Origin of the sequence: Bradyrhizobium genosp. A, assembly GCF_049949275.1 — a bacterium.
Classification (GTDB): domain Bacteria; phylum Pseudomonadota; class Alphaproteobacteria; order Rhizobiales; family Xanthobacteraceae; genus Bradyrhizobium.
In genome coordinates this window covers 4,780,285-4,803,919 of record NZ_CP188196.1, presented here as the reverse complement: position 1 = coordinate 4,803,919, position 23,635 = coordinate 4,780,285, and the positions used below count along the sequence as shown (strand labels likewise).

24 protein-coding genes are annotated in these 23,635 nt (G+C 64.6%); 13 read left to right on the top strand and 11 right to left on the bottom strand.

Annotated elements, in window-relative coordinates:
* The first annotated feature begins 73 nt into the window (after nt 1-73).
* The 3 genes from ACP2YP_RS22375 to ACP2YP_RS22365 are packed head-to-tail and all read left to right on the top strand — an operon-like array spanning nt 74 to nt 2,858.
* On the top strand, nt 74-841 hold the full coding sequence (locus ACP2YP_RS22375) for a YdcF family protein (protein ID WP_426426232.1): 768 nt from the start codon (nt 74-76) through the stop codon (nt 839-841).
* A gap of 46 nt (nt 842-887) precedes the next feature.
* The gene (locus ACP2YP_RS22370) at nt 888-1,670 is read left to right on the top strand and encodes a DUF169 domain-containing protein (RefSeq protein ID WP_426418508.1); all 783 of its coding nucleotides are present in this window, start codon (nt 888-890) and stop codon (nt 1,668-1,670) included.
* 9 nt (nt 1,671-1,679) lie between these two features.
* Complete coding sequence (locus ACP2YP_RS22365) at nt 1,680-2,858, top strand: saccharopine dehydrogenase family protein (RefSeq protein WP_426418507.1); 1,179 nt, start codon at nt 1,680-1,682, stop codon at nt 2,856-2,858.
* A gap of 159 nt (nt 2,859-3,017) precedes the next feature.
* On the opposite strand, the gene ACP2YP_RS22360 is transcribed toward ACP2YP_RS22365, so the two are convergent.
* Nucleotides 3,018-4,214, bottom strand: a complete 1,197-nt coding sequence (locus ACP2YP_RS22360) for an FAD-dependent monooxygenase (RefSeq protein ID WP_426418506.1) — start codon at nt 4,212-4,214, stop codon at nt 3,018-3,020.
* 148 nt (nt 4,215-4,362) lie between these two features.
* Here ACP2YP_RS22360 and ACP2YP_RS22355 point away from each other — a divergent pair, with 148 nt between their 5' ends.
* A complete protein-coding gene (locus ACP2YP_RS22355) occupies nt 4,363-4,839 on the top strand; it encodes a MarR family transcriptional regulator (protein WP_426426231.1) in 477 nt (158 codons plus the stop codon).
* Here ACP2YP_RS22355 and ACP2YP_RS22350 read toward each other — a convergent pair.
* From ACP2YP_RS22350 to ACP2YP_RS22340, 3 genes are all read right to left on the bottom strand, one after another.
* A complete protein-coding gene (locus tag ACP2YP_RS22350; RefSeq protein ID WP_426418505.1) occupies nt 4,826-6,064 on the bottom strand; it encodes an O-antigen ligase family protein in 1,239 nt (412 codons plus the stop codon). The two genes, ACP2YP_RS22355 and ACP2YP_RS22350, sit on opposite strands and share 14 nt — an antisense overlap.
* 72 nt (nt 6,065-6,136) lie before the next feature.
* A complete protein-coding gene (locus ACP2YP_RS22345; RefSeq protein WP_426418504.1) occupies nt 6,137-7,687 on the bottom strand; it encodes an undecaprenyl-phosphate glucose phosphotransferase in 1,551 nt (516 codons plus the stop codon).
* A 119-nt stretch (nt 7,688-7,806) separates the two neighbouring features.
* The gene (locus ACP2YP_RS22340; protein ID WP_426418503.1) at nt 7,807-8,940 is read right to left on the bottom strand and encodes a glycosyltransferase family 4 protein; all 1,134 of its coding nucleotides are present in this window, start codon (nt 8,938-8,940) and stop codon (nt 7,807-7,809) included.
* Nucleotides 8,941-9,134: 194 nt separating this feature from the next.
* On the opposite strand from ACP2YP_RS22340, the gene ACP2YP_RS22335 reads away from it, so the two are divergent.
* Entirely contained in the window at nt 9,135-11,369 is a 2,235-nt protein-coding gene (locus tag ACP2YP_RS22335) for a GumC family protein (protein ID WP_426418502.1), read from the top strand.
* 89 nt (nt 11,370-11,458) lie between these two features.
* Here ACP2YP_RS22335 and ACP2YP_RS22330 read toward each other — a convergent pair whose 3' ends face one another.
* Nucleotides 11,459-12,640, bottom strand: a complete 1,182-nt coding sequence (locus ACP2YP_RS22330; RefSeq protein ID WP_426418501.1) for a GNAT family N-acetyltransferase — start codon at nt 12,638-12,640, stop codon at nt 11,459-11,461.
* A gap of 129 nt (nt 12,641-12,769) precedes the next feature.
* Here ACP2YP_RS22330 and ACP2YP_RS22325 point away from each other — a divergent pair, with 129 nt between their 5' ends.
* Nucleotides 12,770-13,813 carry a polysaccharide deacetylase family protein gene (locus tag ACP2YP_RS22325; protein ID WP_426418500.1) on the top strand — a complete coding sequence of 348 codons (1,044 nt, stop codon included), beginning with the start codon at nt 12,770-12,772 and terminating at the stop codon, nt 13,811-13,813.
* On the opposite strand, the gene ACP2YP_RS22320 is transcribed toward ACP2YP_RS22325, so the two are convergent.
* The gene (locus tag ACP2YP_RS22320; protein WP_045003154.1) at nt 13,803-14,024 is read right to left on the bottom strand and encodes a DUF2842 domain-containing protein; all 222 of its coding nucleotides are present in this window, start codon (nt 14,022-14,024) and stop codon (nt 13,803-13,805) included. The two genes, ACP2YP_RS22325 and ACP2YP_RS22320, sit on opposite strands and share 11 nt — an antisense overlap.
* Before the next feature lie 110 nt (nt 14,025-14,134).
* Here ACP2YP_RS22320 and ACP2YP_RS22315 point away from each other — a divergent pair, with 110 nt between their 5' ends.
* On the top strand, nt 14,135-15,217 hold the full coding sequence (locus ACP2YP_RS22315) for a COX15/CtaA family protein (RefSeq protein WP_426418499.1): 1,083 nt from the start codon (nt 14,135-14,137) through the stop codon (nt 15,215-15,217).
* A gap of 37 nt (nt 15,218-15,254) precedes the next feature.
* Here ACP2YP_RS22315 and ACP2YP_RS22310 read toward each other — a convergent pair whose 3' ends face one another.
* From ACP2YP_RS22310 to ACP2YP_RS22295, 4 genes are all read right to left on the bottom strand, one after another.
* Nucleotides 15,255-15,599 (bottom strand): hypothetical protein, encoded by a 345-nt coding sequence (locus tag ACP2YP_RS22310; protein WP_426418498.1) that lies wholly within the window; start codon nt 15,597-15,599, stop codon nt 15,255-15,257.
* Nucleotides 15,600-15,719: 120 nt separating this feature from the next.
* Nucleotides 15,720-17,000, bottom strand: coding sequence for an O-acetylhomoserine aminocarboxypropyltransferase (locus ACP2YP_RS22305; RefSeq protein WP_426418497.1), 1,281 nt, complete (start codon nt 16,998-17,000; stop codon nt 15,720-15,722).
* Nucleotides 17,001-17,138: 138 nt separating this feature from the next.
* The gene (locus ACP2YP_RS22300; RefSeq protein WP_426426230.1) at nt 17,139-17,723 is read right to left on the bottom strand and encodes a CoA-binding protein; all 585 of its coding nucleotides are present in this window, start codon (nt 17,721-17,723) and stop codon (nt 17,139-17,141) included.
* 19 nt (nt 17,724-17,742) lie between these two features.
* Nucleotides 17,743-18,567: an enoyl-CoA hydratase gene (locus ACP2YP_RS22295; protein ID WP_426418496.1), complete on the bottom strand. Its 825-nt coding sequence runs from the start codon at nt 18,565-18,567 to the stop codon at nt 17,743-17,745.
* An 86-nt stretch (nt 18,568-18,653) separates the two neighbouring features.
* Here ACP2YP_RS22295 and ACP2YP_RS22290 point away from each other — a divergent pair, with 86 nt between their 5' ends.
* The 6 genes from ACP2YP_RS22290 to ACP2YP_RS22265 all read left to right on the top strand — a co-directional run bounded on the left by ACP2YP_RS22290 (nt 18,654) and on the right by ACP2YP_RS22265 (nt 22,341).
* Complete coding sequence (locus ACP2YP_RS22290) at nt 18,654-19,082, top strand: PaaI family thioesterase (protein ID WP_426418495.1); 429 nt, start codon at nt 18,654-18,656, stop codon at nt 19,080-19,082.
* A 159-nt stretch (nt 19,083-19,241) separates the two neighbouring features.
* Nucleotides 19,242-19,706 carry a 50S ribosomal protein L13 gene (gene rplM, locus ACP2YP_RS22285; protein ID WP_008137961.1) on the top strand — a complete coding sequence of 155 codons (465 nt, stop codon included), beginning with the start codon at nt 19,242-19,244 and terminating at the stop codon, nt 19,704-19,706.
* A gap of 2 nt (nt 19,707-19,708) precedes the next feature.
* Nucleotides 19,709-20,188 (top strand): 30S ribosomal protein S9, encoded by a 480-nt coding sequence (gene rpsI / locus ACP2YP_RS22280; RefSeq protein WP_426418494.1) that lies wholly within the window; start codon nt 19,709-19,711, stop codon nt 20,186-20,188.
* A 229-nt stretch (nt 20,189-20,417) separates the two neighbouring features.
* On the top strand, nt 20,418-21,650 hold the full coding sequence (locus ACP2YP_RS22275) for a diguanylate cyclase (protein WP_426418493.1): 1,233 nt from the start codon (nt 20,418-20,420) through the stop codon (nt 21,648-21,650).
* 57 nt (nt 21,651-21,707) lie between these two features.
* Nucleotides 21,708-21,944, top strand: coding sequence for a hypothetical protein (locus ACP2YP_RS22270; protein ID WP_426418492.1), 237 nt, complete (start codon nt 21,708-21,710; stop codon nt 21,942-21,944).
* 100 nt (nt 21,945-22,044) lie between these two features.
* Nucleotides 22,045-22,341 carry an antibiotic biosynthesis monooxygenase family protein gene (locus tag ACP2YP_RS22265; RefSeq protein ID WP_063996121.1) on the top strand — a complete coding sequence of 99 codons (297 nt, stop codon included), beginning with the start codon at nt 22,045-22,047 and terminating at the stop codon, nt 22,339-22,341.
* Nucleotides 22,342-22,348: 7 nt separating this feature from the next.
* Here ACP2YP_RS22265 and ACP2YP_RS22260 read toward each other — a convergent pair whose 3' ends face one another.
* The gene (locus ACP2YP_RS22260; protein WP_426418491.1) at nt 22,349-23,482 is read right to left on the bottom strand and encodes an AI-2E family transporter; all 1,134 of its coding nucleotides are present in this window, start codon (nt 23,480-23,482) and stop codon (nt 22,349-22,351) included.
* Nucleotides 23,483-23,635: the final 153 nt, after the last annotated feature.

Genomic DNA, 23,635 nt, shown 5'->3' with positions numbered 1-23,635 from the left:
GCCCGCGCATGGCACGATCCTTTCAAGCGAGGCTCCCCTGTTCTTCGTTCTTTCCAAGACGTTAGGTGGCGCAGTGGTGCCGATCAATCTTCTGGTCGAGCTCGGGATCATCTCGGTCGTGCTGATGGCAACGCGCTTTGCCGCGCTCGGCCGGAAACTGGCCGCGACCACGCTGGTCCTGCTCGCGCTCGCCGCCTTTTCGCCGCTCGGCAATCTTCTGCTCTATCCGCTGGAGTCGCGCTTTCCCGCGTGGGACCCGTCGCGCGGCGCGCCCGACGGCATCATCGTGCTTGGCGGCTCGGTCGATACCGATCTGTCGGCAGCACATCACACGCCGGTGGTCTCGCACGCGGCCGATCGCTTGTTTGCGCCCGCCGAGCTTGCGCGCCGCTATCCGAATGCGCGTATGGTCTTCACGGGGGGCTCTGCGAACCTGGTCGCAAATGGCGCCAGGGAAGCGGACTATTCCGCACCCATCCTGGAAAATATCGGCATCCCGCGAGAACGCCTGATCCTGGAGCGGGAGTCGCGCAACACCTACGAGAATGCGATCTTCACGAAGCGTTTGGTGGCGCCGAAGCCGGGCGAGCGCTGGCTGCTGGTGACCTCGGCCTATCACATGCCGCGTTCGATCGGAATTTTCCGCAAGGCTGGATTTGATGTCGAAGCCTATCCCGTGGACTGGCGGATGGGCGGACGTGACGATCTGTTCTCTTTCACCAATTTCGGCGCGGACGGTCTCGGCCGGACCGACACGGCTGTGCGCGAATGGATCGGCCTCGTGGCCTACCGCCTCATGGGCAGGACCAGCGAGTTGCTTCCCGGGCCGGCCAAGGACTAGAACAGGCCTCCGCAGCCCAACAATAGGGACGCGCCGGGAGGATGCCATGCAGCAGCTAGCCGCTGATACGATCGATCTTGCCGGCCTCGTGGCCGATCTCAATAGTCTGTTGCGGCTGAAGACCACGGTGATCGGCATGAAGCTGTTCGCCCGCGTCGCCGACATGGAGGCGATCCCGAAGATCCGGCGGCCGAATGCGGTCCACACCACCGACCAGATCGTCAGCATGGCCTCGCGCCTGGGGTGGACCGTCGGCATCACCGGCGACGATCTCGTCGGCGCGCAGTGCCGTGCGGTGATCGGGCTCTGCCCGCAGGACGAGAAATGGCTTGCCGGCGAAAATTATGTCGGCGTCTGGCACGGCACTGCGGAAGATGCGCGCAAGCGCCAGGAGGCGCTGGACGTGGTTCCGTTCGGGCGATATCAGGCGCTTGCGGTCAGTCCGCCAGTGAGCGGGCGGCTCGATCCGCCCGACATCTGCCTTGTCTATGCGACGCCGGGGCAGATGATCATCCTGATCAACGGGCTGCAATATACAGGCTACAAGAAATTCGAATGGGGCGTGGTCGGCGAGACCGCTTGTGCGGATTCTTGGGGGCGAGCGCTCAAAAGCGGCGAGCCGAGCCTGTCCTTGCCATGCTATGCCGAACGGCGCTATGGCGGCGTGCCGGACGAGGAGATGCTGATGGCCTTGAAGCCCGCGCATCTCGCCAAGGCGATCGAGGGCATGAAGGCGCTGGCCAAGAACGGCCTGCGTTACCCGATCCCGCCCTATGGAATTCAAAGCGACGTCCGTGCCGGCATGGGCGTGAGTTATGCGAAGAAGTAAAGGTCGACCATGAGCTCTGCGAAATTCGACATCGTCGTCTACGGCGCGACCGGTTTCACCGGCCAGCTCGTCGCCGAATATCTGACCCAGCACTATAAGTCTGACAAGACGCTCAAATGGGCGATGGCAGGGCGTAGCCTCGGCAAGATGAAATCGGTACGCGACGCGATCGGCGCGCCAGGGAATACGCCGTTGATCGTCGCGGATGCGTCGGATGCGGCTTCGCTAAGGGCGATGGCCGAGCAGACGATGTCGGTGATTACCACGGTCGGTCCGTATCAGCTCTATGGCGAGGAGCTGCTCGCGGCCTGCGTCGCCACCGGCACGGATTATTTCGATCTCTGCGGCGAGCCGATCTGGATGCGGCAGATGATCGACAAATACGAGGCGGCTGCAAAGGAAAGCGGTGCGCGCATCGTATTTTCCTGCGGCTTCGATTCCGTGCCGTTCGAGCTCGGAGCGTTCTTCGTGCAGGAAGAGGCCAAACGCGTATTCGGTGCGCCGGCCGCGCGCGTCAAGGGCCGCGTGCGCGACATGCGCGGCACGCTGTCGGGCGGTACCGCGGCGAGCGCGAGGGCGACCTTCGATGCGGTCGCCAAGGACATCAGCCTCATCGCGATCCTGAACGACCCGTTCGCGCTGACGCCGGGCTTCACCGGACCGAAGCAGCCGAAGGGCAACAGGTCGCTGCTCGAGGAGGATCTGCAATCCTGGGCCGCGCCGTTCATGATGGCGCTGATCAACACCCGCAACGTCCATCGCTCCAACATGCTGATGGGCTTTCCCTACGGCCAGGATTTTGTCTACGACGAGATGGTTCTGACCGGTCCCGGCGAGAAGGGCGAGGCCAACGCCAAGCGCGTGATGGCGGCCAACGCCGAGAAGACCGGCCCGAGCGCGCCGAAGCCGGGTGAGGGACCATCGAAGGAAGAGCGCGAGAACGGGCTCTTCAATTTGCTTTATGTCGCGATCGCGCCCGACGGCCGTGCGGTTCGCGCCGGTGTCACCGGCGACCGCGATCCCGGCTACGGCTCGACCTCGAAGATGATCTCCGAATGCGCCATTTGCATGCTTCGCGACGTGACCGACGTCGCAGCCGGCTTCTGGACACCGGGCGCAGCGATGCAGCACAAGCTGATCAAGCGCTTGCGGGAGCATGCGGGGCTGACGTTCGAGGTGGAAGGCTAGGCGGCTTCTTCGCCTCGCCCCGCTTGCGGGGAGAGGCCGGATTGCGCAGCAATCCGGGTGAGGGGGAGTCTCCGCGAGTCCAACTCTCACCGTGTTCGCGGAGCCAGCCCCTCACCCCAACCCTCTCCCCGTAAGAACGGGGAGAGGGGGAAGAAAAAGTTACACCGCGCGTGCGTCATACGCGTACATGAAATCCATGCTCTTCGATCCCAGCGGCAGCAGCCATTTCATCATCTGATTTCTGACCCAGGCGCCGGTGGCGCTGAACTCGCGCTTGTTGTTGCCATTGCGGCGGGCGATGGCGACGATCTTTTCCGCGCGGGGGCGCCGCTCGGCCTCGAAGGCCTGGAAGGTGGCGGTCAGCTCCTGGCCCTCCTGCATCAGACGGGCGAGCCGCATCGCATCTTCCAGCGCAAGCGAGGCGCCTTGGCCGGCATGGGGGCTGGTTGCATGCGCGGCATCGCCGATCAGCAGCGAGCGCTTGCGCGACCAGACCGGCAAGGTTGCGACGTCGAGCGTGTCGGTGACCACGATGTTCTCGGCCGCCTCGATGATGGCTGGGATCGGATCGTGCCAGCCGTGATGGAAGCCGCGCAGATGCTGCTTCAGCGTCGCCTGGTCGAGCGCACGGAACATCGCGGCGTCCATGCCGTGCGCCGGTTGCGTGCTCCACCACATCACGCCGTCCTTCGGATCAGGGCTGCAATAGCCGTAGCCGAAGAAGCCGCTCTGCCCGAACGTGGTCTCGACATGCTTGCCGATCGTCCGGCCATCGAGGACCGCGTGGGGCACGAAGCCGCCGAAGCCGATCAGGCCCGTGTTGAACGGCTTTGGTCCGTCCGGCACCACCTGACGCCGCGAGATCGAATGCACGCCGTCGGCGCCGATCAGGAAGTCGCCCTCGGCGGTGGTGCCGTCGGCGAAAAAGGCGATGATCGGCTGGTCGCCGCGATCTTCGATCTTGATCAGGCGCTTGTCGAAATAGAGCGAGACGCAGGCGCACCAGGCCTTGTCGATCAGCATCTCGTTCAGCGTAGCGCGGCAGACATTGACCGCGGGTTGGCCGAAGCGCCGCACCATGTCGCGATTGATCGAGCCGAGCCGTCGGCCTTCTTGCGAATAGAACTCGAACGACTCTGCGATCGAGCCGCGGCTGATCAGCTCCGCCGCAAGTCCGATCTCGTCGATGACATGCATGCCGTTCGGCGCGATCTGGAGACCGCCGCCGATGCCTTTCGAGTAGGGCCAGGCCTCGTAGATCGCGGATTCGATGCCGGCGCGGCGCAGCAGGATCGCGGCAACGGGCCCGGCGATGCCGGCGCCGATGATCAGGGCCTTGCGGGGACGATGAGGCATTGGCTTGCTCCCGACGTTTCCGTGGTGCTAGGAGAAATTACGGTCGCTAAATCTCTTAGTGACTAAGATATATATCGACTAAGATATGAGGTGAGCCTTGTCAAGGGCAAAGGCGCGCGCGGCATTGCTGGGAGAACTGGAAGAGGCGATGCGGCGGTCGTCGGCGCAGGGCGTGCTCTATGGGCAAGCCGTTGCGAACGTGGCCGGAATTGCCAACTCCGACCTCGAATGCATGGACATCCTCTATCTCGAGGGGCGCGTGACCGCTGGCCGGCTCGCCGAGGTGACGGGGCTGACGACCGGGGCCATCACCGGCGTGTTGGATCGGCTCGAAAAGGCAGGACTGGTGCGCCGTGAGCGGGACGAGGCCGACCGCCGCAAGGTCTATATCGCCGTCGTGCCGGAGACCGCCATGAAGATCGGCCAGCTCTACGTGCCGATGCAGCAGGCGATGGAAAAGGTATTTAATGCCTATTCAGACGAGGAACTGCGCCTATTGCTGCGTTTTACCAATGAGGGCTACAAGGGCGTGCTTGCGGCGACGGCTGCACTGAAAGGCCTGCTCGATACGCCGCCAGAGAAGCGGCCTGCGCTCAAGCTGAAGAAGCATCCTAGCCAGACTTGACCTTGTAGGCCTGCGCGGCCGCGATCATGCCCCACATCGCGCCCAGCATCATCCAGAAGTGCCGCCAGTGGTCGGTGTCGATCACGAAACTTTCGCCGACGGTGCCAACGAAGGCCGAGAACACCGCGAGATAAGCGCGCTGCCAGGGCACGCGGACGAAGATGTGGCGGAAGCCTGTGATGACGGTGGTGAAGACCAGCGCGGGATAGCACACACCGGAGAGCCAGCCGCCGGACATGAAGGCGTTCAGATAGGAGTTGTGGGTGTCCTCGGGGAAGAAGCGGTGGAATTGTAGAGGACCGATGCCGAACGGCAGGTCGAGCGCCATCGCCGCGCCGAGGATGTGCCGGCCGAACCGGCCGAAGCGGCCTTCGTCATAGCTCTGGTCGAAGCTCGCGCGCTGCTTGAACATCTCGGCGACGGAGTCGAATGACAGCAGCACCGCGATCAGCGCCAGGCCCAGCACCACCGCGACGATCGCCATGGTGATGATGCGCGAGCGCTGCGCATTGGTGCGGCTGGTCAGCACCATCAGCGCCAGCATGAAGGCCGAGGTCAGGACCAGCCCACCCCAGGCGGCGCGGGAGAAGGCGAGCAGGATCGCCAGCGACATGATGCCGAAGGCGATGACGTTGCGGAACGCCTTGGCGAGCTTGTCCGAGACCACGCTCTGGAGCGCGAACAGCGCCGGCAGGATCAGGAAGGCGCCGAGCACGTTCGGATCCTTGAAGGTGCCGCGTGCGCGCTCGTAGAGCGTCAGGAGATCGTGGCCGCCGGGAACGAGGTTGAAATAGCCCGCGATCGCCGAAAGCGAGGCAACCATCGCACCGACCACGAGGCCGCGGCGCAGCATGTCCAGCCGCGCCGCCGTGTCCTCGGAGGTCACCATCGCGAAGAACACCACGGTCACCGCCATGTACCAGGAGGTCGCGATCCAGCTTGCGACCTCGGACTGGTCGAGCAGCGGGATCGCACTGATGGTGTAGCCGACATTGAGCAGGACCAGGGCCAGCACCAGCGGCATCAGCACGAGCTTGAGGCGCAGGCCGGTGGCGAAAAAGGCGACGGTGGCGAGCAGCGTCGCGATCTCGTAGGGGCTCGGCTCGATGAAGACGATCGCGCCGGAGGCGCCGACCAGCCACACCAGCGCGCGCTGCAGCGCCAGCACGCCGGGCGCAGCCGGTGCGGCTATGTTCACTCCACCGGTTGTCGCCGCATACGCCATCACGCGCTCACGCTACTGGTACGCCAAAAAACTCGCTGTCATCGTCCGGCTCGACCGGGGGATGACGGAAACTCAATACGCGTTCTCGTTCTTGGTCAGCAGCGAGAGCGGTGTCTTCAGGAGAATGACGAGGTCGAACAGCACCGACCAGTTCTCGATGTAATAGAGGTCGAACTCGACGCGCTTCTGGATCTTCTCTTCGTTGTCGATCTCGCCGCGCCAGCCGTTGATCTGGGCCCAGCCGGTGATGCCGGGCTTGACGCGATGGCGGGCGAAATAGCCGTCGACGGCCTCGTCGAACAGGCGGCTCTGGAGCTTGCCCTGCACCGCATGCGGGCGCGGGCCGACCAGGGAGAGATTGCCGGAGAACACCACGTTGAAGAGCTGCGGCAGCTCGTCGAGGCTGGTCTTGCGGATGAAGCGGCCGACGCGAGTGACGCGCGGATCGTCCTTGGTCACGACCTTTGATGCCGTCGGGTCGGCCTGGTGGTGATACATCGAGCGGAATTTGTAGACGTCGATACGCTCGTTGTTGAAGCCAAACCGCTTCTGGCGGAACAGGACGGGGCCGGGGCTATCGAGCCTCACCGCCAGCGCCACCAGCGCCATCACGGGAAGCGCTGCGAGCAGCGCGAGGCTGCCGACGACGCGGTCGAACAGCCATTTCATCACCAGATCCCAGTCGGTGATCGGCGCCTCGAACACGTCGAGCGTCGGCACCTCGCCGAGATAGGAATAGGAGCGGGGACGGAAGCGCAGCTTGTTGGTGTGCGCGGACAGGCGGATGTCGACCGGCAGCACCCAGAGCTTCTTCAGCATCTCCAGGATGCGCGTCTCCGCCGATATCGGCAGCGCGAACAGCACCAGATCGACGCGGGTGCGACGGGCGAATTCGACGATGTCGTCGACCTTGCCGAGCTTGGGCGCGCCGGCGCAAGTGTCAAGCGCGCGGCTGTCGTTGCGGTCGTCGAACACGCCGAGCACGTGGATATCGGAATCCTCCTGCGCCTTCAGCGCCTCGACGAGCTGCTCTCCATTGCTGTCGGACCCGACGATGATGGTGCGGCGATCGAGCCGGCCCTGGCGCGCCCAGCCGCGCACCAGCGAGCGCAAGATAAGGCGCTCGGCGACCAGCGCGGCGAGGCCGAGGAAGTAGAAGGCGGCAAGCCACAGCCGCGACATGTCGCTGCCGAACTTGGCGAAGAAGGAGACGCCGATGAACAGCAGGAAGACGAATGACCAGGACGAGACCATCCGCGTCATTTGCCGGAGCTGCCCGCGGAACAGTTGCACTTGATAGATGTCTGCGGCCTGAAAGCAGACCACGGCAGCGACCGCGACGGCGAGGATCTCGGCGGGATAGACCCAGCTGAAGCCGACGAGCGGCATGACGTAGCCGACATACACGGCGATGCCGACCACGCTCAGCAGCGCGAAATCGATCGCGCGCACAAAGCCGGCGATCACGATTGGCGAATAGGCACGTGCGACTTTCTGGTTGACCACATCGAGTGCGGCTGCCGTCAGCCGGCGGCGGCGTTCGATGAAAGTCGTCTCAGCCGGCTTGGCCGCGGCGGCGCTGGTTGCGGCATCGAGCATCGAGCGTGCGTTGAGCGGTTCCACGGGCGTCCACGTCCATTCCAAAGACCCGCGGGCGCGGCTTTGCGCTCCCGGGCAAGCATCCCCCGGCAGGTGGATTATCGGACAAATCGGAAGATTCTCTAAAGCGGCCTTAAGGATGGTTAATGATTGGCGAAGGCTTCGCGGTAACCCGCGAGCACGCCGTCGACCATCGCCTGCCGGGAGAAATGCGCCGAGATGCGCTCGCGGAGCGACACCGCGCGCTGCGCGGTCGCCTCCGCGTTATCGAGCGCGGCCGCGATCGCCTCGGCCATGGCTTCGGTGTTGCTGGCCGCGAACAGGGCCGGGCTCTCGGGTCCAAAAATCTCGGGGATGCCGCCGACGCGCGCCGCGATCATGGGGATGCCGGCCGCGCCCGCCTCGATCACGACGTAGGGCATGGAATCGCCGCGTGAGGGAACGACCAGCAGCCGTCCCTTGGAAAAGCCGTAGCGCGCCTTGACGTGGCCGATGAAGCGGATCGCGTCCGTCAGGCCAAGCCGCTCGACCTGCGCCTTTAGCGCCGCCGTCTCCTCGCCGTCGCCGCCGAGCGTCAGCGTGACCTTCTTGCCGCTCTGGTGCAGCCGCGCCACCGCATCGACCAGGAGGTCGGCGCCCTTGATGCGCCTGAACTCGCCGACATAGGCGAGGTCGGTCGCGTCATCGGCGATGACGACGGGCTCGAACTCCTCCGGCGTCACGCCGTTGAAGACGCAATGCACCACGCCCTTGGGCGTGCCGACGATGCGCTGATAAGTGTCGCGGGCAAAGGCGCTCTCGAACAGGAACAGATCCGTCGCATCCATCAGCGTGCGCTCGAGCCGCGCATAAAACTCGCCCTTCAGGGTGTTGAGGGGATAGTGCAGCGAGCCGCCATGCGGGGTGTAGATGCGGATGGTGTCGTCCGCGCGGCGCCGCATGCGCACGAAGGCGCCGGCCTTGGCGCCGTGGCCATGCATGACGTCGGGCTTAAGCGTGGCGATCAGGCGGCGCATGCGGAGCCACACCAGAAAATCCTCCGGCGAGGGTTCGCGGCGGATCTCCAGCCGATGCACGCCAAGCTTCAGCCGCGGCGCGAGCTCGGCCAGCGCTTTGTCCGCGCGCTCGCCGCCAGTGAGGCTGTCGGCGAGAATCCCGACGTGATGGCCGCGATCGACCTGGCCGTTGGCGAGGTCGAGGATGTGACGAATGATGCCACCGACGGGCGCGCGCACGGCGTGCAGGATACGAAGCGGCTGGTCGGGAGAGGGGGGCATGATCAAAACCAGCGCTCGACGGCGAATGCCGAACAATGTTCTCGAAATATCGAGATGGATTAAGGGGCCTCGTGGTTAACAAATGGTGACGAGCGCGCCTGTGCTGCCCGCCAGACGTCGTGATTAACCCAGCGGCAACCTTAATGGAGTGTAATCGGCCCCGTTGAGGTGGCGTTGCCCTGCGGGAGTGTTCGATGCGTTTAGCGTTCTGGCGTGCCGGCAAGGACAAGGCCGTCATCGAGCGGGCCGTTTCGAAGGCCAAGCACGATGCCAAGCCTGAGACCAAGCCCAGAGTTGAACCCAGGCCAGCGCCGGCTGTTGCGCAGCCGGCGCCAGCCGAATCCGGTGATATCGATCTGCACGCGCTTGGCGGCGCGCTCGCGCGCAGGCGCGGCTGGATCATCGTCCCGACGGTGCTGGCGCTCGTCGCATCCGTCGCCATCGTCAATCTCATCACGCCGCGCTACAAGTCCGAATCGCGCATCCTGATCGACGGTCGCGAGAACGTCTTCCTTCGGCCGAGCAGCGACCGCAGCACGGAGGAGCGGCAGGCGCTCGACCCCGAGGCCGTCACCAGCCAGGTGCAACTCGTGCTGTCGCGCGACCTCGCGCGCGAGATCATCAAGAAGAACAAGCTTGCGGAGCGCCCCGAGTTCGATCCGGTGCTGCAAGGCGTGTCGCCACTGAAATCGCTGGCGGCGCTGGTCGGCATCGGCCGCGATCCGTTCTCGATGACGCCGGAAGAGCGGGTGCTCGATGCCTATTACGATCGTCTGCAGGCCTACGCCGTCGACAAGTCGCGCGTGATCGTCGTCGAATTCCAGTCGCAGGATCCCGAGCTTGCCGTGCGTGTCGCCAATTCGATCGCCGACGGCTATCTCGTGCTCCAGCAGAATGCGCGCCAGGAACAGGCCCGCAATGCCAGCCAGTGGCTCTCGGGCGAGATCGAGAACCTGCGCAAGAAGGTCTCCGACGCCGAAGCCAAAGTCGAGGACTTCCGTTCCAAATCGTCGCTGTTCGTCGGCACCAACAACACCACGCTGTCGAACCAGCAGATGGGCGAGGTCAACACCCAGCTCAATAATGCGCGCGCGATGAAGGCTGACGCCGAGTCCAGGGCCCGGCTGATCAAGGAGATGCTGCAGAGCGGCAAGCCCATCGAGGCATCCGAGGTGGTGAACTCCGAGCTGATGCGGCGCCTGTCCGAGCAGCGGGTGACGCTGCGGGCCCAGCTCGCCGAACAGTCGTCCACGCTGCTCGGTAATCACCCGCGCATCAAGGAATTGAAGGCGCAGCTTGGCGACCTCGATGGTCAGATCCGCGACGAGGCGGCCAAGATCTCGCGCTCGCTCGAAAACGACGCGCGGATCGCCGGCGGTCGGGTCGACGGCCTGACCGCCAGCCTCGAGCAGCTCAAGAAGCAGGCGACCTCGACCAACGGCCAGGACGTGCAGCTCCGCGCGCTCGAGCGCGAGGCCAAGGCGCAGCGCGACCTGCTCGAGACCTATCTTGGCAAATATCGCGAGGCCAGCACCCGCGAGAGCATCGATTCCGCGCCGGCGGAAGGCCGCATCATCTCGCGGGCCATCGTCTCCAACACGCCGGCCTATCCGAAGAAGCTGCCGATCGTGCTGATCGCGACGCTGGCGACGCTGCTGCTCTCGTCCGGTCTCGTCGTCACTGGCGAACTCCTGCGCCAGACCGCGCCGCGCGCCATTGCCACACTCGCGCAGCCTAAGGCTCGCCAGGAGCCGGTCGTCGATGTGGTCGAGATCGAGCCGGCCCCGCTCCAGCCGACGATGACCGCCAATGCCGATGTCAGCGAGTTCGCCGAGATAGGGCAACTGGCCGAAAGCCTGATTGCGGCAGGGGCGGGTGCGAAGAAGGTCACCGTGCTCGGCACCGCATCGGGCGATTCCATCACGCTGTCGACGCTGACGCTCGCCCGCCATCTTGCGCGCGACGCGCGCGTCGTCGTGGTCGATCTCGCCGCGTCCTCGCCGACGATTGCCGCGGTGTCAGTCGATCCGACGGCGCCCGGTCTTGCCGAATTGATGCAGGGGCAGGCCTCGTTTGCGCAAATCATCACGCGCGACAAGCTCTCGCGACTGCACCTGGTCATGGCCGGCCGTCCCGGCTTCGATCGCAGCCTGCTTCAGTCGCCGCGGGTGACGCTCGCGATCGATGCCTTGCTGCGCGCCTACGATCATGTGATCGTCGACGCCGGCAGTGCCGAGGACTTGCCTGCTGAACTCCTGACGGCGAATGCCCGCGCCATCGTGGTGCCGGATGCTTCGATGGAGGCGGAAGCGCGCACGCTGATGTGCGAGCAGCTCAAGGCCGTCGGCTTCAGCGAGGTAACGATGCTGAGCCGGCCGGTGCAGCCGTCGGATGCTGGTGAGAGACCGCCACGCGTGGTGGCGGCGTAGGTCTGCTGATGCAGACCCCTGATCCGGCGCTCCGCGCCACCTTCTCCCACAAGGGGAGAAGGGAAGGGCAGCTCGCAAGTGGGGAATTTTTATCCGAACGCTTGCCGCAATCGTCGCGCCAGGTCGAACAGCATCTGGTTTTGCTTGACCAGGCGCTTGCCGTGGTTGAGTGAGGACATCGCCATCGCCGCGAGCTTGCCGCGCGAGGTCAAGGGCACGAAGCTGTCGAAGATGTCCTCGTCGTCCTTGCAGAACATGCGCTTGTACTCGTCCGTGCCGATGCCGAGGTCGAGCGAGCGATAGCCGCGCTCGGCGTAGCGGTCGATGATGTAGCGCATCAGGATCAGACCAGGGCTGTAGCGGGCATGCTCCGACATCGTGTAGGTGTTGAACATCGTCGAGAAGCGCTGGCCGTCGGCGACGCCTGCGTAGATCGCGATCACCTCGTCGTTGCATTCGAGCGCATGAATGTCGATGACACGGCCTTCGCCGCGCGGCGCAAGGCAGGCGCGGCGGATGAACTGTTCGACACCCGGTTCGGCGAACACGTTCGGCAGTTTCTGCTCCGCCATCCGCACCGGCTTGACGCGGAAGAACCAGTCGAGCAGGCGGGTGACGTCCGCGTCCGTCGTGGCAAGGTGATAGCGATAGCCGGCGAGCGCCTGGAGTTTCTTCTCCTTGCTCTTCAGCCGGCGGCGGAAGGAGTTGCTGATCCGGGATGCGGGCGGACCGCCCGGCTCCATCGCCAGCAGCGGGCAGCCATTGATCGCGCTCTGCTGCGGCAGCAGCGCAAACGGATTCTGCTGGTCGTGCCAGCGCTTCGGCTGCTGCGTCAGCGCGAGCACGTCGGCCTGATCATGCAAGGGCGCGAACAGCACGTCGAGATCGGCGCTAACAGCCTGTGCTGCGAACTCGGCGTTCCACAGCCCCATGTTGAAGGTCGTGTGCTTGCCGCCCATGAAGCAGGCTGTGCGCACACCGTGGCCCTGGCGCAGCGCGAGCGGAAGCAGCGCGAGCGGTGTCTGCTCGGCGTCGAGGGCGATCACGACGAACGGACGGGCGCCTTCGCGTTCCCCAACCGATCGCGCCCATGAGCCCAGAAGATCGAACCGCTGATAGGGCGTGAAGAGATGACCGGGCTCCTCGAGGGCGCGCCAGACCGCCTCAGCCTCAGCAATATCGCTGATGAGGTCGACATGCGCGATACGGCTCGCTTTCGACCGCGCTGGCGATTCTGCCGTCCGGCTTTGCATCGCCGCAGCCATGGTCATCCGCAAAACCTGTCGAGAAAACGAAAAATACGTATTTCGGCCTGTGGCCGACCTTTGCAAATAAATGTCAACAAAGGGTAATGACAATAGCTGAGGGAACGGGCCGCCGGCGAACGCGAAGGTGGGATATTGGCATCCGACGACAGATGGCTGGAGCGGTTGCGACTCGAACTGGCCTGGTTCACCGGCCAGCCGCTGCTGCGCAGCCGTGGCGCGGGCGCGATCCTGCGCTTCGAGCGCGTGCGACCGCGACGGAGCGGCGCGTTCCAGCCGCTGCGCCAAAATGAGATCACGCCGCAATTTCTCGATCGCGCCATTCGCGCGCTGAAGCGCTGGAATTATGATTTTCTCGGCATGGACGAGGTCTGCCGGCGCGCGGTGACGCTGCCGGAAAAGCGGCGTTTCGTGGCGCTCACCTTCGACGGTGCTGCCAAGGACCTCATCAGCTTCGCCTATCCGGTGCTGACGCGCCACGCCGTGCCGTTCATGCTCTACGTTCCCACCGCCTTTCCGGATGGCGTCGGCGAAGCGTGGTGGCTCGGGCTCGAGCAGGTGATCGCGCGCGAGAACCGCATCAGCCTGATGATGGGCGACAAGGAGCAGCGCTTCACCGTCACAGGCTCTGCCGAGAAGCAGGCGCTGTTTTCGCATCTCGAGAGTTGGCTGCGCTCGCTGCCGCCGGCGGATCTGTCGGCCGCGATCGCCGATCTCTGCGCGCGCTACCGCGTCGATCTCGCCGCACTCTCGCGCGAGGCGTCGATGGATTGGGAGGATCTGGCCAAGTTTGCTGCCGATCCGCTGGTCACGATCGGCAGCGCGACCGTGAACTATCCCGTTCTCGCCAACATGAAGGACGCAGCCGCGTTGCGCGAGATGACGATGGGCAAGGCGGTTGCGGAAGCGTCCTTCCGCCGCGAGATCCGGCATCTGGCGTTTCCGTTCGGCGATCGCGCCTCGTTCCGGCGCAACCATGTCGTGATGGCGGAGGAGGCCGGCTTTGCCAGCGCGGTGTCGACCATCCCGGGCATCGTGGATGCGGAAGGTCGTACCAATCTGCGTGCGCTGCCGCGGATTTCCTGGGACGGACGGGTGCGCTCGCTGCGCATGATGCGCGTGCTGGTGTCCGGCGTTGCGTTTGCGCCGGTGAAACCGACGGGCAGCGTTACGAGCTAGACTTGGCGCGATCGGGCCGCTGCATCCAGCTCACGATCGGCATCGCCGGCAGCACCCAGCCCATGCCGACCACGACGTAGTAGATCGCCTGCCGCCAGCCGGACTCGGCGATCCACGGCATCTGCGCCGCCGCCATGCCGAGCAGGGCCCAGACCGTGGCCAGCACGAGGAGCAGAATGGCGCCGAGGAACTTGCGGGTGCGGATCGTCATGGCGGACTATTGCGGTTTTCGCGTAACTTGCGCTGCGGAAGCGGGGGACTATAAGGAGCACGCAGTCCGGTTCAAGTAGCTTGGGTACAAGGCTTGGTTTTGCTCGTGAAATGACGACGAATTCTGCCCCGACCAATCCGCATCGCGCCGTGCGCTGGTGGCTGATTTCCGTGGCCGGCCTGATCGCGCTGATGGTGCTGGTCGGCGGCGCGACGCGGCTGACGGAATCCGGTCTCTCGATCGTCGAGTGGAAGCCCGTCACCGGCAGCGTTCCGCCGCTGTCGGAGGCGCAATGGACCGATGCTTTCGAGGCCTACAAGAAGATCCCGCAATATCGCGAGCTCAACGCCGGGATGTCGCTCTCCGAGTTCAAGCAGATTTTCTGGTGGGAATGGAGCCACCGGCTGCTCGGCCGCTTCATCGGCGTCGCTTATCTGCTGCCGTTCCTGTTCTTCCTGTGGCGCGGTGGTCTGTCCGGTGAGTTAAAGCGGCGGCTGTGGTTGCTGTTCGCGCTCGGCGGCCTTCAGGGCGCTGTCGGCTGGTGGATGGTGGCATCGGGGCTGTCCGAGCGGGTCGAGGTGTCGCAATATCGGCTGGCGACGCATCTGGTGCTGGCGCTGCTGATCTTCGCGGGCATCATCTGGACGGTGCGACGGCTCGCCGATCGGCCGCAGATTGCGGTTCCGGTGCGACTGCGGTTCACAAGCGCGGTGCTGGTGATCGTGACCTTCATCCAGATCTATTTCGGCGCACTGGTCGCGGGTCTGCGCGCCGGACGCGCCTACAATACCTGGCCGCAGATCGATGGCGCCTTCATTCCGTCCTCGGAGCGGCTGTGGTTCGAGGCGCCGTGGTGGCGCAACATGTTCGACAATGTCCTGACGGTGCAGTTCGAGCATCGCATGACGGCCTATCTGCTGTTCACACTGGCGGGGCTGCACGCGTTCGACGCACTGCGTTCACGCGCGGGCTCGGCGGCGCGTGGCGCGCTCTGGTTGTTCGCGGCCGTGAGCGTGCAGGCGGTGCTCGGCATCCTCACGCTGCTCAACCAGGTGCCGTTCGATCTCGCGCTCTCGCACCAGGCGGTTGCGATCCTGGTGCTGACGCTTGCGGTGATGCAGGCGGAACGGCTCGCTGCTCGGCAATCGGCTGAGATGCAGCCACGCGTGGTTCCGGTCAGTCAGGCCGGCTGATCACCATCAGCCCGGCTGTTCACCATCAGCCGGCTGATCAGCAATAGCCGTAGATGCCACACGAGTAGGGCAGGCGCCAGAAATAATCGACCTGCTTCCCGCCGTAATACGAGCCCTGATAGTCGTAGTCCCAAGGGCGGCCGTAGTATCCCGGCAGCGTATGCGAGCCCGGCAGCAGCGGGGTCCCCGGCAGGTTGCGGATGTAGCTGCCGATGCCATAGGCCGGCGAGATCAGCGCATCCGGATCGGTCTCGACATAGACCTTTGGCGGTTCGTGCGGTGGAGCGGCGGCCCGCCGCTTCGGCGTGGCCGGCATATCGGCGGCAACAGCGGCTGAAACCGTCAGCATCGCTGCCAGGGCAGGCACGATCCAGCGCAGCATCGTCGGCTCCGAATCAAAGGGGCGATCCAAAGACGATGTATGCGGCAGATATGGTTAACGACTGTTAACCGCCGCCCGTTCCGGGGCGCGCTTTCGCGTGCCCCGGAACGGCTCGGAATACTACGCGCCCAGGGCCTGCTCCAGGTCAGCGATCAGGTCTTCCTTGTCCTCGATGCCGATCGAGAGCCGGACCACATCGGGACCGGCTCCGGACTTCACCTTGGCGGCGTCGTCGAGCTGGCTGTGCGTGGTCGAGGCCGGGTGGATGACGAGCGAACGGGTGTCGCCGACATTGGCCAGATGCGAGAACAGCTGCAATTTCGAAACCAGGCTGACGCCGGCGTCGTAGCCGCCCTTGAGGCTGAAGGTGAACACGGCGCCCGCACCCTTCGGCGCGTATTTGCGCGCGAGCTGGTTGTACTTGTCGCTGGCGAGGCCGGCATAGTTCACCAAGGACACCGCGGGATGGCCGGCGAGGAATTCGGCGACCGCCTTGGCGTTGTCGCAGTGCTTCTGCATGCGCAGCGGCAGCGTCTCGATGCCGGTGAGGATCATGAAGGCATTGAACGGCGACAGGGCAGGCCCGAGGTCGCGTAAGCCGAGCACGCGGCAGGCGATGGCGAAGGCGAAATTGCCAAACGTCTCCTGGAGACGGATGCCGTGATATTCCGGCCGCGGCTCCGAGAGCATCGGATATTTGTCACCGGCCGACCAATCGAAGGTGCCGGCGTCGACGATGATGCCGCCGAGCGAATTGCCATGGCCACCCAGGAATTTCGTCAGCGAGTGCACGACGATGTCGGCGCCGTGGTCGATCGGCCGGATCAGATAGGGCGAGGCCAGCGTGTTGTCGACGATCAAGGGAACGCCCGCCTTGCGCGCCACCGTCGAGATCGCCTCGATATCGGTAATGCTGCCGGCGGGATTGGCGATGGATTCGATGAAGATCGCTTTCGTGCGTGGCGTCACCGCGCGCTCGAAGCTCGCGACGTCATCGGGATCTGCCCACACCACGTTCCAGCCGAAGCTCTTGAATGCATGCGCGAACTGGTTGATCGAGCCGCCATAGAGCTTTCGTGCGGCGATGAACTCGTCGCCGGGCTGGAGCAATTGCTGCAGCACGACGACCTGCGCGGCATGGCCCGAGGCCACCGCAAGCGCGGCGGTGCCACCCTCGAGCGCGGCCACGCGCTCTTCCAGCACTGCGTTAGTCGGATTTCCAATGCGGGTATAGATGTTGCCGAATGCCTGCAGGCCGAACAGCGAGGCGGCGTGGTCGGCATCGTTGAAGACGAATGACGTCGTTTGATAAATCGGAGTCGCGCGCGCACCGGTGGTCGGATCGGGCTGTGCACCGGCATGCACGGCGAGGGTCGAAAATCCCGGAAGGCGATCACTCATTGAGGGCGTCCTGATCTTGTGGTCTGAAATCGCGCGGCATGCTGATCGGCGCCGCGCCCTGCGTCAAGCCGCGGCTTCACATCGCAACGATCGTGCTACGCACTGTCGCGTTCGCAAAACGAATCCTTCGCAATTGCGTCAGCTTTGTTCGCTCTTGTTTTTGGCTGCGCGATCAGAGGCCGCGGTGTCGCCGCCGCCGACGCTCATCCGATTGAGGGATAGACGCATGCCCTGCGTCGGTGCAGGCGGGCGCTTGGAACTGAGTGTCCGCGAATTGACGCCCATCCAGGAGATCTCCGACGACAGCCGGCCGTATTCGATCTTGGGGCAGCGATTCATCACGACCTTGATGCCCGCGGCCTCGGCCTTTTCCGCCGCCACATCGTCACGCGCGCCAAGCTGCATCCAGATCACTTTCGGCAGCGGATCGAGTGTGAGGGCCTCGTCGACGACAGGCATGATGTGGCTGGAATTGCGAAAAATGTCGATCATGTCGACGGGACGTCCGATATCGCGAAGCGAGGCGACGAAGGGCTTTCCGAGCAGGTCCTTGCCGACATGACCGGGATTGACCGGGATCATGTCGTAGCCGCGCTGCGCCAGATATTTGAACGCGAAATAGCTCGGCCGGACATTGACCGGCGAGGCGCCGACCATCGCGATCGACTTCACGCTGTTGAGGATGCTGCGGATGTAATTGTCGGGATAGGCGTCGTGGTTCATCTGGCGTCTTTTCTTGTTGTCACTCATCCCGCCATGTCGGCGTGCGCTTCTCGATGAAGGCGCCGATGCCTTCCTCGGCGTCGCGGGCCATCATGTTCTCGGTCATCACCTCTGCCGCGTAGCGATAGGCGTCCGCAAGGCTCATCTCGGCCTGGCGATAGAACGCCTCCTTGCCGAGCTTGACGGTGTAGGCGGATTTCAGCGCGACCTGTTGCGCCAGCGCGATCGCAACGTCGCGCTCGGTGCCGGCGGCGACCACGCGATTGACGAGGCCGATCTCGCGGGCACGCGCAGCCGGGACCGGCTCGCCCGTGAGCAGCATCTCCATCGCATGCTTGCGCGGCACGTTGCGCGACAACGCCACCATCGGCGTGGAGCAGAACAGGCCGATGTCGACGCCGGGCGTGGCGAAGCTCGCCGCTTCCGACGCGATCGCAAGGTCGCAGCTCGCCACGAGCTGGCAACCGGCCGCGGTCGCGATGCCCTGGACGGCTGCGACCACCGGTTTTGGCAAATGCACGATCGCCTGCATCATCGCGCTGCAGGCATTCATGGTCTCGGCGAAGAAGGCGCGGCCGCGATCTGGATCGGCGCGGCGCGCGGTCAGCTCCTTCATGTCGTGACCGGCTGAGAAGGCGGGACCGTTGGCCGCGAGCACGACACCGCGGATTGCCTTGTCGCTGCCGATTTCATTGAGCTCGGCATGCAGGCTTGCAATCATCGCGACCGACAGGCTGTTGCGCGCGGCCGGCCGGTTGAGGGTCAGCACCGCGATGGGGCCGATCATTTCGCGCAGCAGAATTGGCGGTTGCGGGGAGGGGGCGCGGGCGGCCTGGGCAGACATCGAGGCGTTTCCGGTTGGATTATTACGTTTGGATGATGCAGATAACCTAATGTAACAGGCGACGTGAAGCGAGGGTGAGGCGTAGCATGGCGTTAGCGAAAATGAGCGTGGCGGAGGTCGAGCAGTTTCTCCGTGACGAGTTTCCCCAAGCCTTCGGCGGCGACGACATCACGATCGAGAGCGCGGACGGCCAGACCTGCCTTTTGCGCCAGCGCTTCAGCGAACGGATGCTGAGGCCCGGCGGAACCGTGTCCGGCCCCACGCTGATGGCTCTGGCCGATTTCGCCATGTATGTGGTGCTGCTCTCGGCCATCGGGCCGATCGGGCTCGCGGTGACCACCAACCTCAACATCAATTTCCTGCGTAAGGGCCAGCCGGGGCAGGACGTGCTGGCGGAGGCCCGGCTGCTCAAGCTCGGCAAGCGCCTGGCCGTCGGCGAGGTGAACCTGTTGTCGGGGACCTCGCCCGATCCGATTGCCCATGTCACATCAACCTATTCCATTCCAAATGCTTGAGCTTTTTGCGGGTAATATAACACCATATTTTTAAGCTATTGAATTTACTATGTTAAATTACACCTTCGGGCATTGACCGTTGCGCGTCACTTCTCTAGAAAACCGCGCAGTCCGGTGCGGTGTTCGCGCCGATGTCTCCCCGTCCACGGAAACTCCGACATGAAAACCTTTTCGGCAAAGCCGGCTGAGGTGACGAAGAAGTGGGTATTGATCGACGCCAAGGGTCTGGTCGTCGGCCGTCTCGCCACCATCGTCGCCATGCGCCTGCGCGGCAAGCACCTCCCGACCTACACCCCGCACGTTGATTGCGGTGACAACGTCATCATCATCAACGCCCAGCATGCTGTCCTCACCGGCCGCAAGCGCGAGCAGAAGACCTACTACAAGCACACCGGCTATGTGGGCCACGTCAAGGAGCGCACCGCGCGCCAGATCCTCGAGGGCAAGCATCCCGAGCGCGTGCTGGAGAAGGCCGTCGAGCGCATGATCCCGCGTGGTCCGCTCGGTCGCGTCCAGATGGGCAACCTCCGCGTCTATGGCGGTGCCGATCATCCGCACGAGGCCCAGACGCCCGAGAAGATCGACATCGCCAAGTTGAACCGCAAGAACACGAGGGCCGCATAATCATGGCCGAATCCATTCAGTCGCTCGACCAGCTCTCGCAGCTCAAGACCGCGGCGGCGCCCGATGCGCCCAAGCACGAGAAGAAGGTCGACAAGTTCAACCGCGCCTACGCCACCGGCAAGCGCAAGGACGCGGTCGCCCGCGTCTGGATCAAGCCGGGTGCCGGCAAGGTCACGGTCAACTCGCGCGAGGTCGAGGTTTATTTCGCTCGTCCGGTGCTGCGCATGATGATCGAGCAGCCGTTCTCAGTGGCCGCGCGTTCCGGCCAGTACGACGTGACCTGCACCGTCGCCGGCGGCGGTCTGTCCGGTCAGGCTGGTGCTGTGCGTCACGGCATCTCCAAGGCGCTCACCTATTTCGAGCCCGAGCTGCGCAGCGTGCTCAAGAAGGGCGGCTTCCTCACCCGCGACTCCCGCGTGGTCGAGCGTAAGAAGTACGGTAAGGCCAAGGCCCGCCGGTCCTTCCAGTTCTCGAAGCGTTAATCGCTTCGGTCACATTCGCCGCGAAAGCGGCTTCAATGAGATGCAAAAGGGCGCTGATTTCAGCGCCCTTTTTGTTGTTCGTTTGTATGCAAATTGATGACGTGTTTCCCGAAAACTTGGCCTCGCCTGAAAACCTGAATGGAACTTGGCGGACTTAGCGTCGCATCTGGAAGGGCGCGCAAATCGGATGTGCCGATCGCGTAACTGCTATGTTCAAGAGGGGGCCGACATGATGTCGCTCGATAGCATCACGCTCTATTTGGTCGCCACGATGGTCGCCGCATTGCTCGGCGCCATGATGGTGTTTTTCGGCAGACAAGAGAACAGCCCCGCGCTGAAATGGTGGGGCACCGCCTATCTGCTCGGTGCGGCCTCCGTCGCGCTGTGGACGGCGACCGGCGACAAGCTCGGTCCGCACCTAAATCTCGCCCTCAATGCGGTGGGCTTCGTCGCCTGCGGCATGGTGTGGAATGCGGCGCGCGTCTTCCACGGCCGCAAGCCGAACTGGCCCGGTCTCGTGATCGGTGCGCTCGCCTGGGTCGCGACGGTGACGCTGCTCGATCCCGCCGCGTCGATGCTGCGCATGATCATCGGCGCCGGCATCGTCTCGGTCTATGCGGCGCTGACCGCCAGCGAGCTCTGGGTCGAGCGGCGCAAGAGCCTGCAACGGCGATGGCCGGCCTTCGTGGTGCCGGTGATGCACGGCTGCGTGCTGATGCTGCCGATCCTGCTCGGCAGCTTCCTGCGGCCGAACGATGCCGGCTTCTCACATAGCGTCTGGGTCACCGTGTTCGCGGTCGAACTCGTGCTCTATGCCGTCGGCACCGTGTTCGTGATTTTCATGCTGGTGTCCGAGCGCACGGTGACCGCGCACCGCACTGCCGCGTCGACCGATCCGCTGACCGGCATGCTCAACCGCCGTGGCTTCTCGGAAGCCTGTGCGCGCGTGATCGAGCGCGAGGCCAAGGGCGGCCGGCCCGTCACCGTGATGATCTTCGACATCGACCATTTCAAGTCGATCAACGATCGCTTTGGCCATCCCGCCGGCGACGAGATGCTGAAACTGTTCTCGACTATCGTCGTCAACAATCTGCGCATCTCGGACCTGTCGGGCCGCATCGGAGGCGAGGAGTTCGCTGCACTGCTGCCCTGCGCGCTGGAAGAAGGCGTGCTGGTCGCCGAGCGCGTGCGCGAGGCGTTCGAGACCTCCGGTGTCGTGGTCGATGAAGGCCCGGTCGATACCACCGTCAGCATCGGTGTGTCCGGCGGCCCCGCCGGTACCGAGCTCGAGGTGCTACTGGCCTCGGCCGACACCGCGCTCTACCAGGCCAAGCGCGGCGGCCGTAACCGTGTCGAGGCCGCGGAGGAGCTGCCGTTGTCGCTGGAGAACTGGCGCCGCCAGAGCGCTGCGCGGATCGGTGTGCCCAGGACGGACGGCAAGACACAGCCGGCCACGGCCTGAGACGAAAGGGCTTCGCGGTAATCCCCTGTTTACCATTCGGTTCCTACCATTGCGGTCATGGAATCGATCCGTCGACAGAACCCGCAAGCTGCCCTGATGTCGCTCGAAGCCGCTGCGGCCTCGGCACGCGGCGGCTTCGCCTGTCTGTTCTCGACCGCGGACGAATACGAGACTGCGCTGATTGCCGAGCGCCGCGCCCAGGGACGTTACACGCAGAGCCGCAGCTATTGGCCGATCGCGCTGTTTCTCGGCTGCGCGCTCGTCGTTGCAGGCACCGTGCTGCTGTTTGCCTGAGAGCGCCGCATTTTCGGCCGGGCAGGGCGCCGTTCCGGCGCCTTTTTCTTTGGTCCCGGCTGCGGTAAATACGGCCACCAAACAAATGGGGTGGAAACCGATGATCACCGAGATCGCGCAAATCGACGTCAAGCCGGGCAGCGAGAAGGATTTTGAGGCCGCCGTCGCCAAGGCCAAGGCCGCCTTCGGCCGCGCCAAGGGCTTTCACGGGTTCGAGCTGCACAAATCGATCGAGAAGCCGCAGCGCTACCGCCTGATGGTGAAATGGGAGACGCTGGAAAATCACACCGTCGATTTCCGCGGCTCCGAGAATTTCACGGAATGGCGCGGGCTCGTCGGCCAGTATTTTGCCTCGCCCCCGGAGGTCGAGCACACCGAGACCGTGCTGACGACCTGAGGCGGCCTCAAGCCGCCTCCGCAAGAGGCGGCGTCTCATACGTCTTGAAATGGTCAATCATGACCTTGGCGATGGCGACGAGTGGCAGCGCCAGCGCCAGGCCCCAGATTCCGAAGACGACGCCAAGCAGGATCTGGAACGCGAACAGCGTGGCCGGCGGAATGTCCAGCGCCTGGCGCTGGAGGATCGGCGTCAGCACGTAGCTCTCCATCGCGTGCACGCCGAGGAACAGGATCAGCGCGGAGAGCGCTGGAATCCAGCCCGAGGCGAGGCTCGCCAGCACCACGACGACGCCGGCGATGATGGCGCCGACGGTCGGGATGAAGGCGAGCAGGCCGGCCTGAATCCCCAGGATGAACGAGCCCGGGATGCCGATGATGGCAAGTCCGATCCAGGTCACGATTCCAACCGCGATCATCACGATGATCTGCGCGATCAGCCAGCGCTCCAGCGTCTCGCCGATGCGATCGATGATGAGGGTCGCGCGGATGCGATGTTTGGCCGGTGCGAGGAATAGAAGGCCATCGTGATAGACGCCGGGCTGCGCGGCGAAGGCCAGCCCGAGGAAGAGCACGATAAAGATGTTGCCGACGGCGCTGATCGCGCCGAACAGCAGCTTGAAAGTCTGGCTCACGATCGCCCCGCCGCTGGAGGCGAGCGCGCCTGCGCCGGGCAATGGCCCATACGCGTTCGGGCCAGGCGAGGGCGTCGACGTCGCGTCGGTCGAGGCCGCGGGAGCGGCGTTGCCGAGATCGAAAACGCTGGTGTCGATGCCGTGGTTTTCGAGGAAAGACCGGACGTTCGTGATCTGCGATTTGATGGTCTTGCTCAGCACCGAGGCCTGCTCGGCGACGGTTGCGCCGCCGAGATAGGCGACGCCCGCGAGCAGGGCCGCAAGCACGATGCAGACGATCGCAAGCCGCGCCGCGTGCGGCAGGTGCACACGGCGGCCGAGCGCGTTGGTCAGCGCGTTCAGGCTGACGCCGAGCAGCATGCCGGTGAAGATCAGGAGCAGGGTGGCCGCAAAATACCAGGTGAAGACCAGCGCCGCGGTGAACAGCACGACCCCGATGCCGCCGACGGTAATCGCCCAGGCGAGATCGGAGCGGTTTTTGGGCAGTTGATCTCTGGAGACGGTCACATCATGTCCTTTTCGGAGCAGGCCGAAGCACTCTTTCGTGAAACCTGACCGGGGACAAGCCGGGACCGCGCGCCGGATTGAAGCGCCCGCGGCCGCCAGGGCCACCGCCGCGGGCGCGCAGGGTGCCCCCAGGGGCGCGCATTTGCGCGAAAA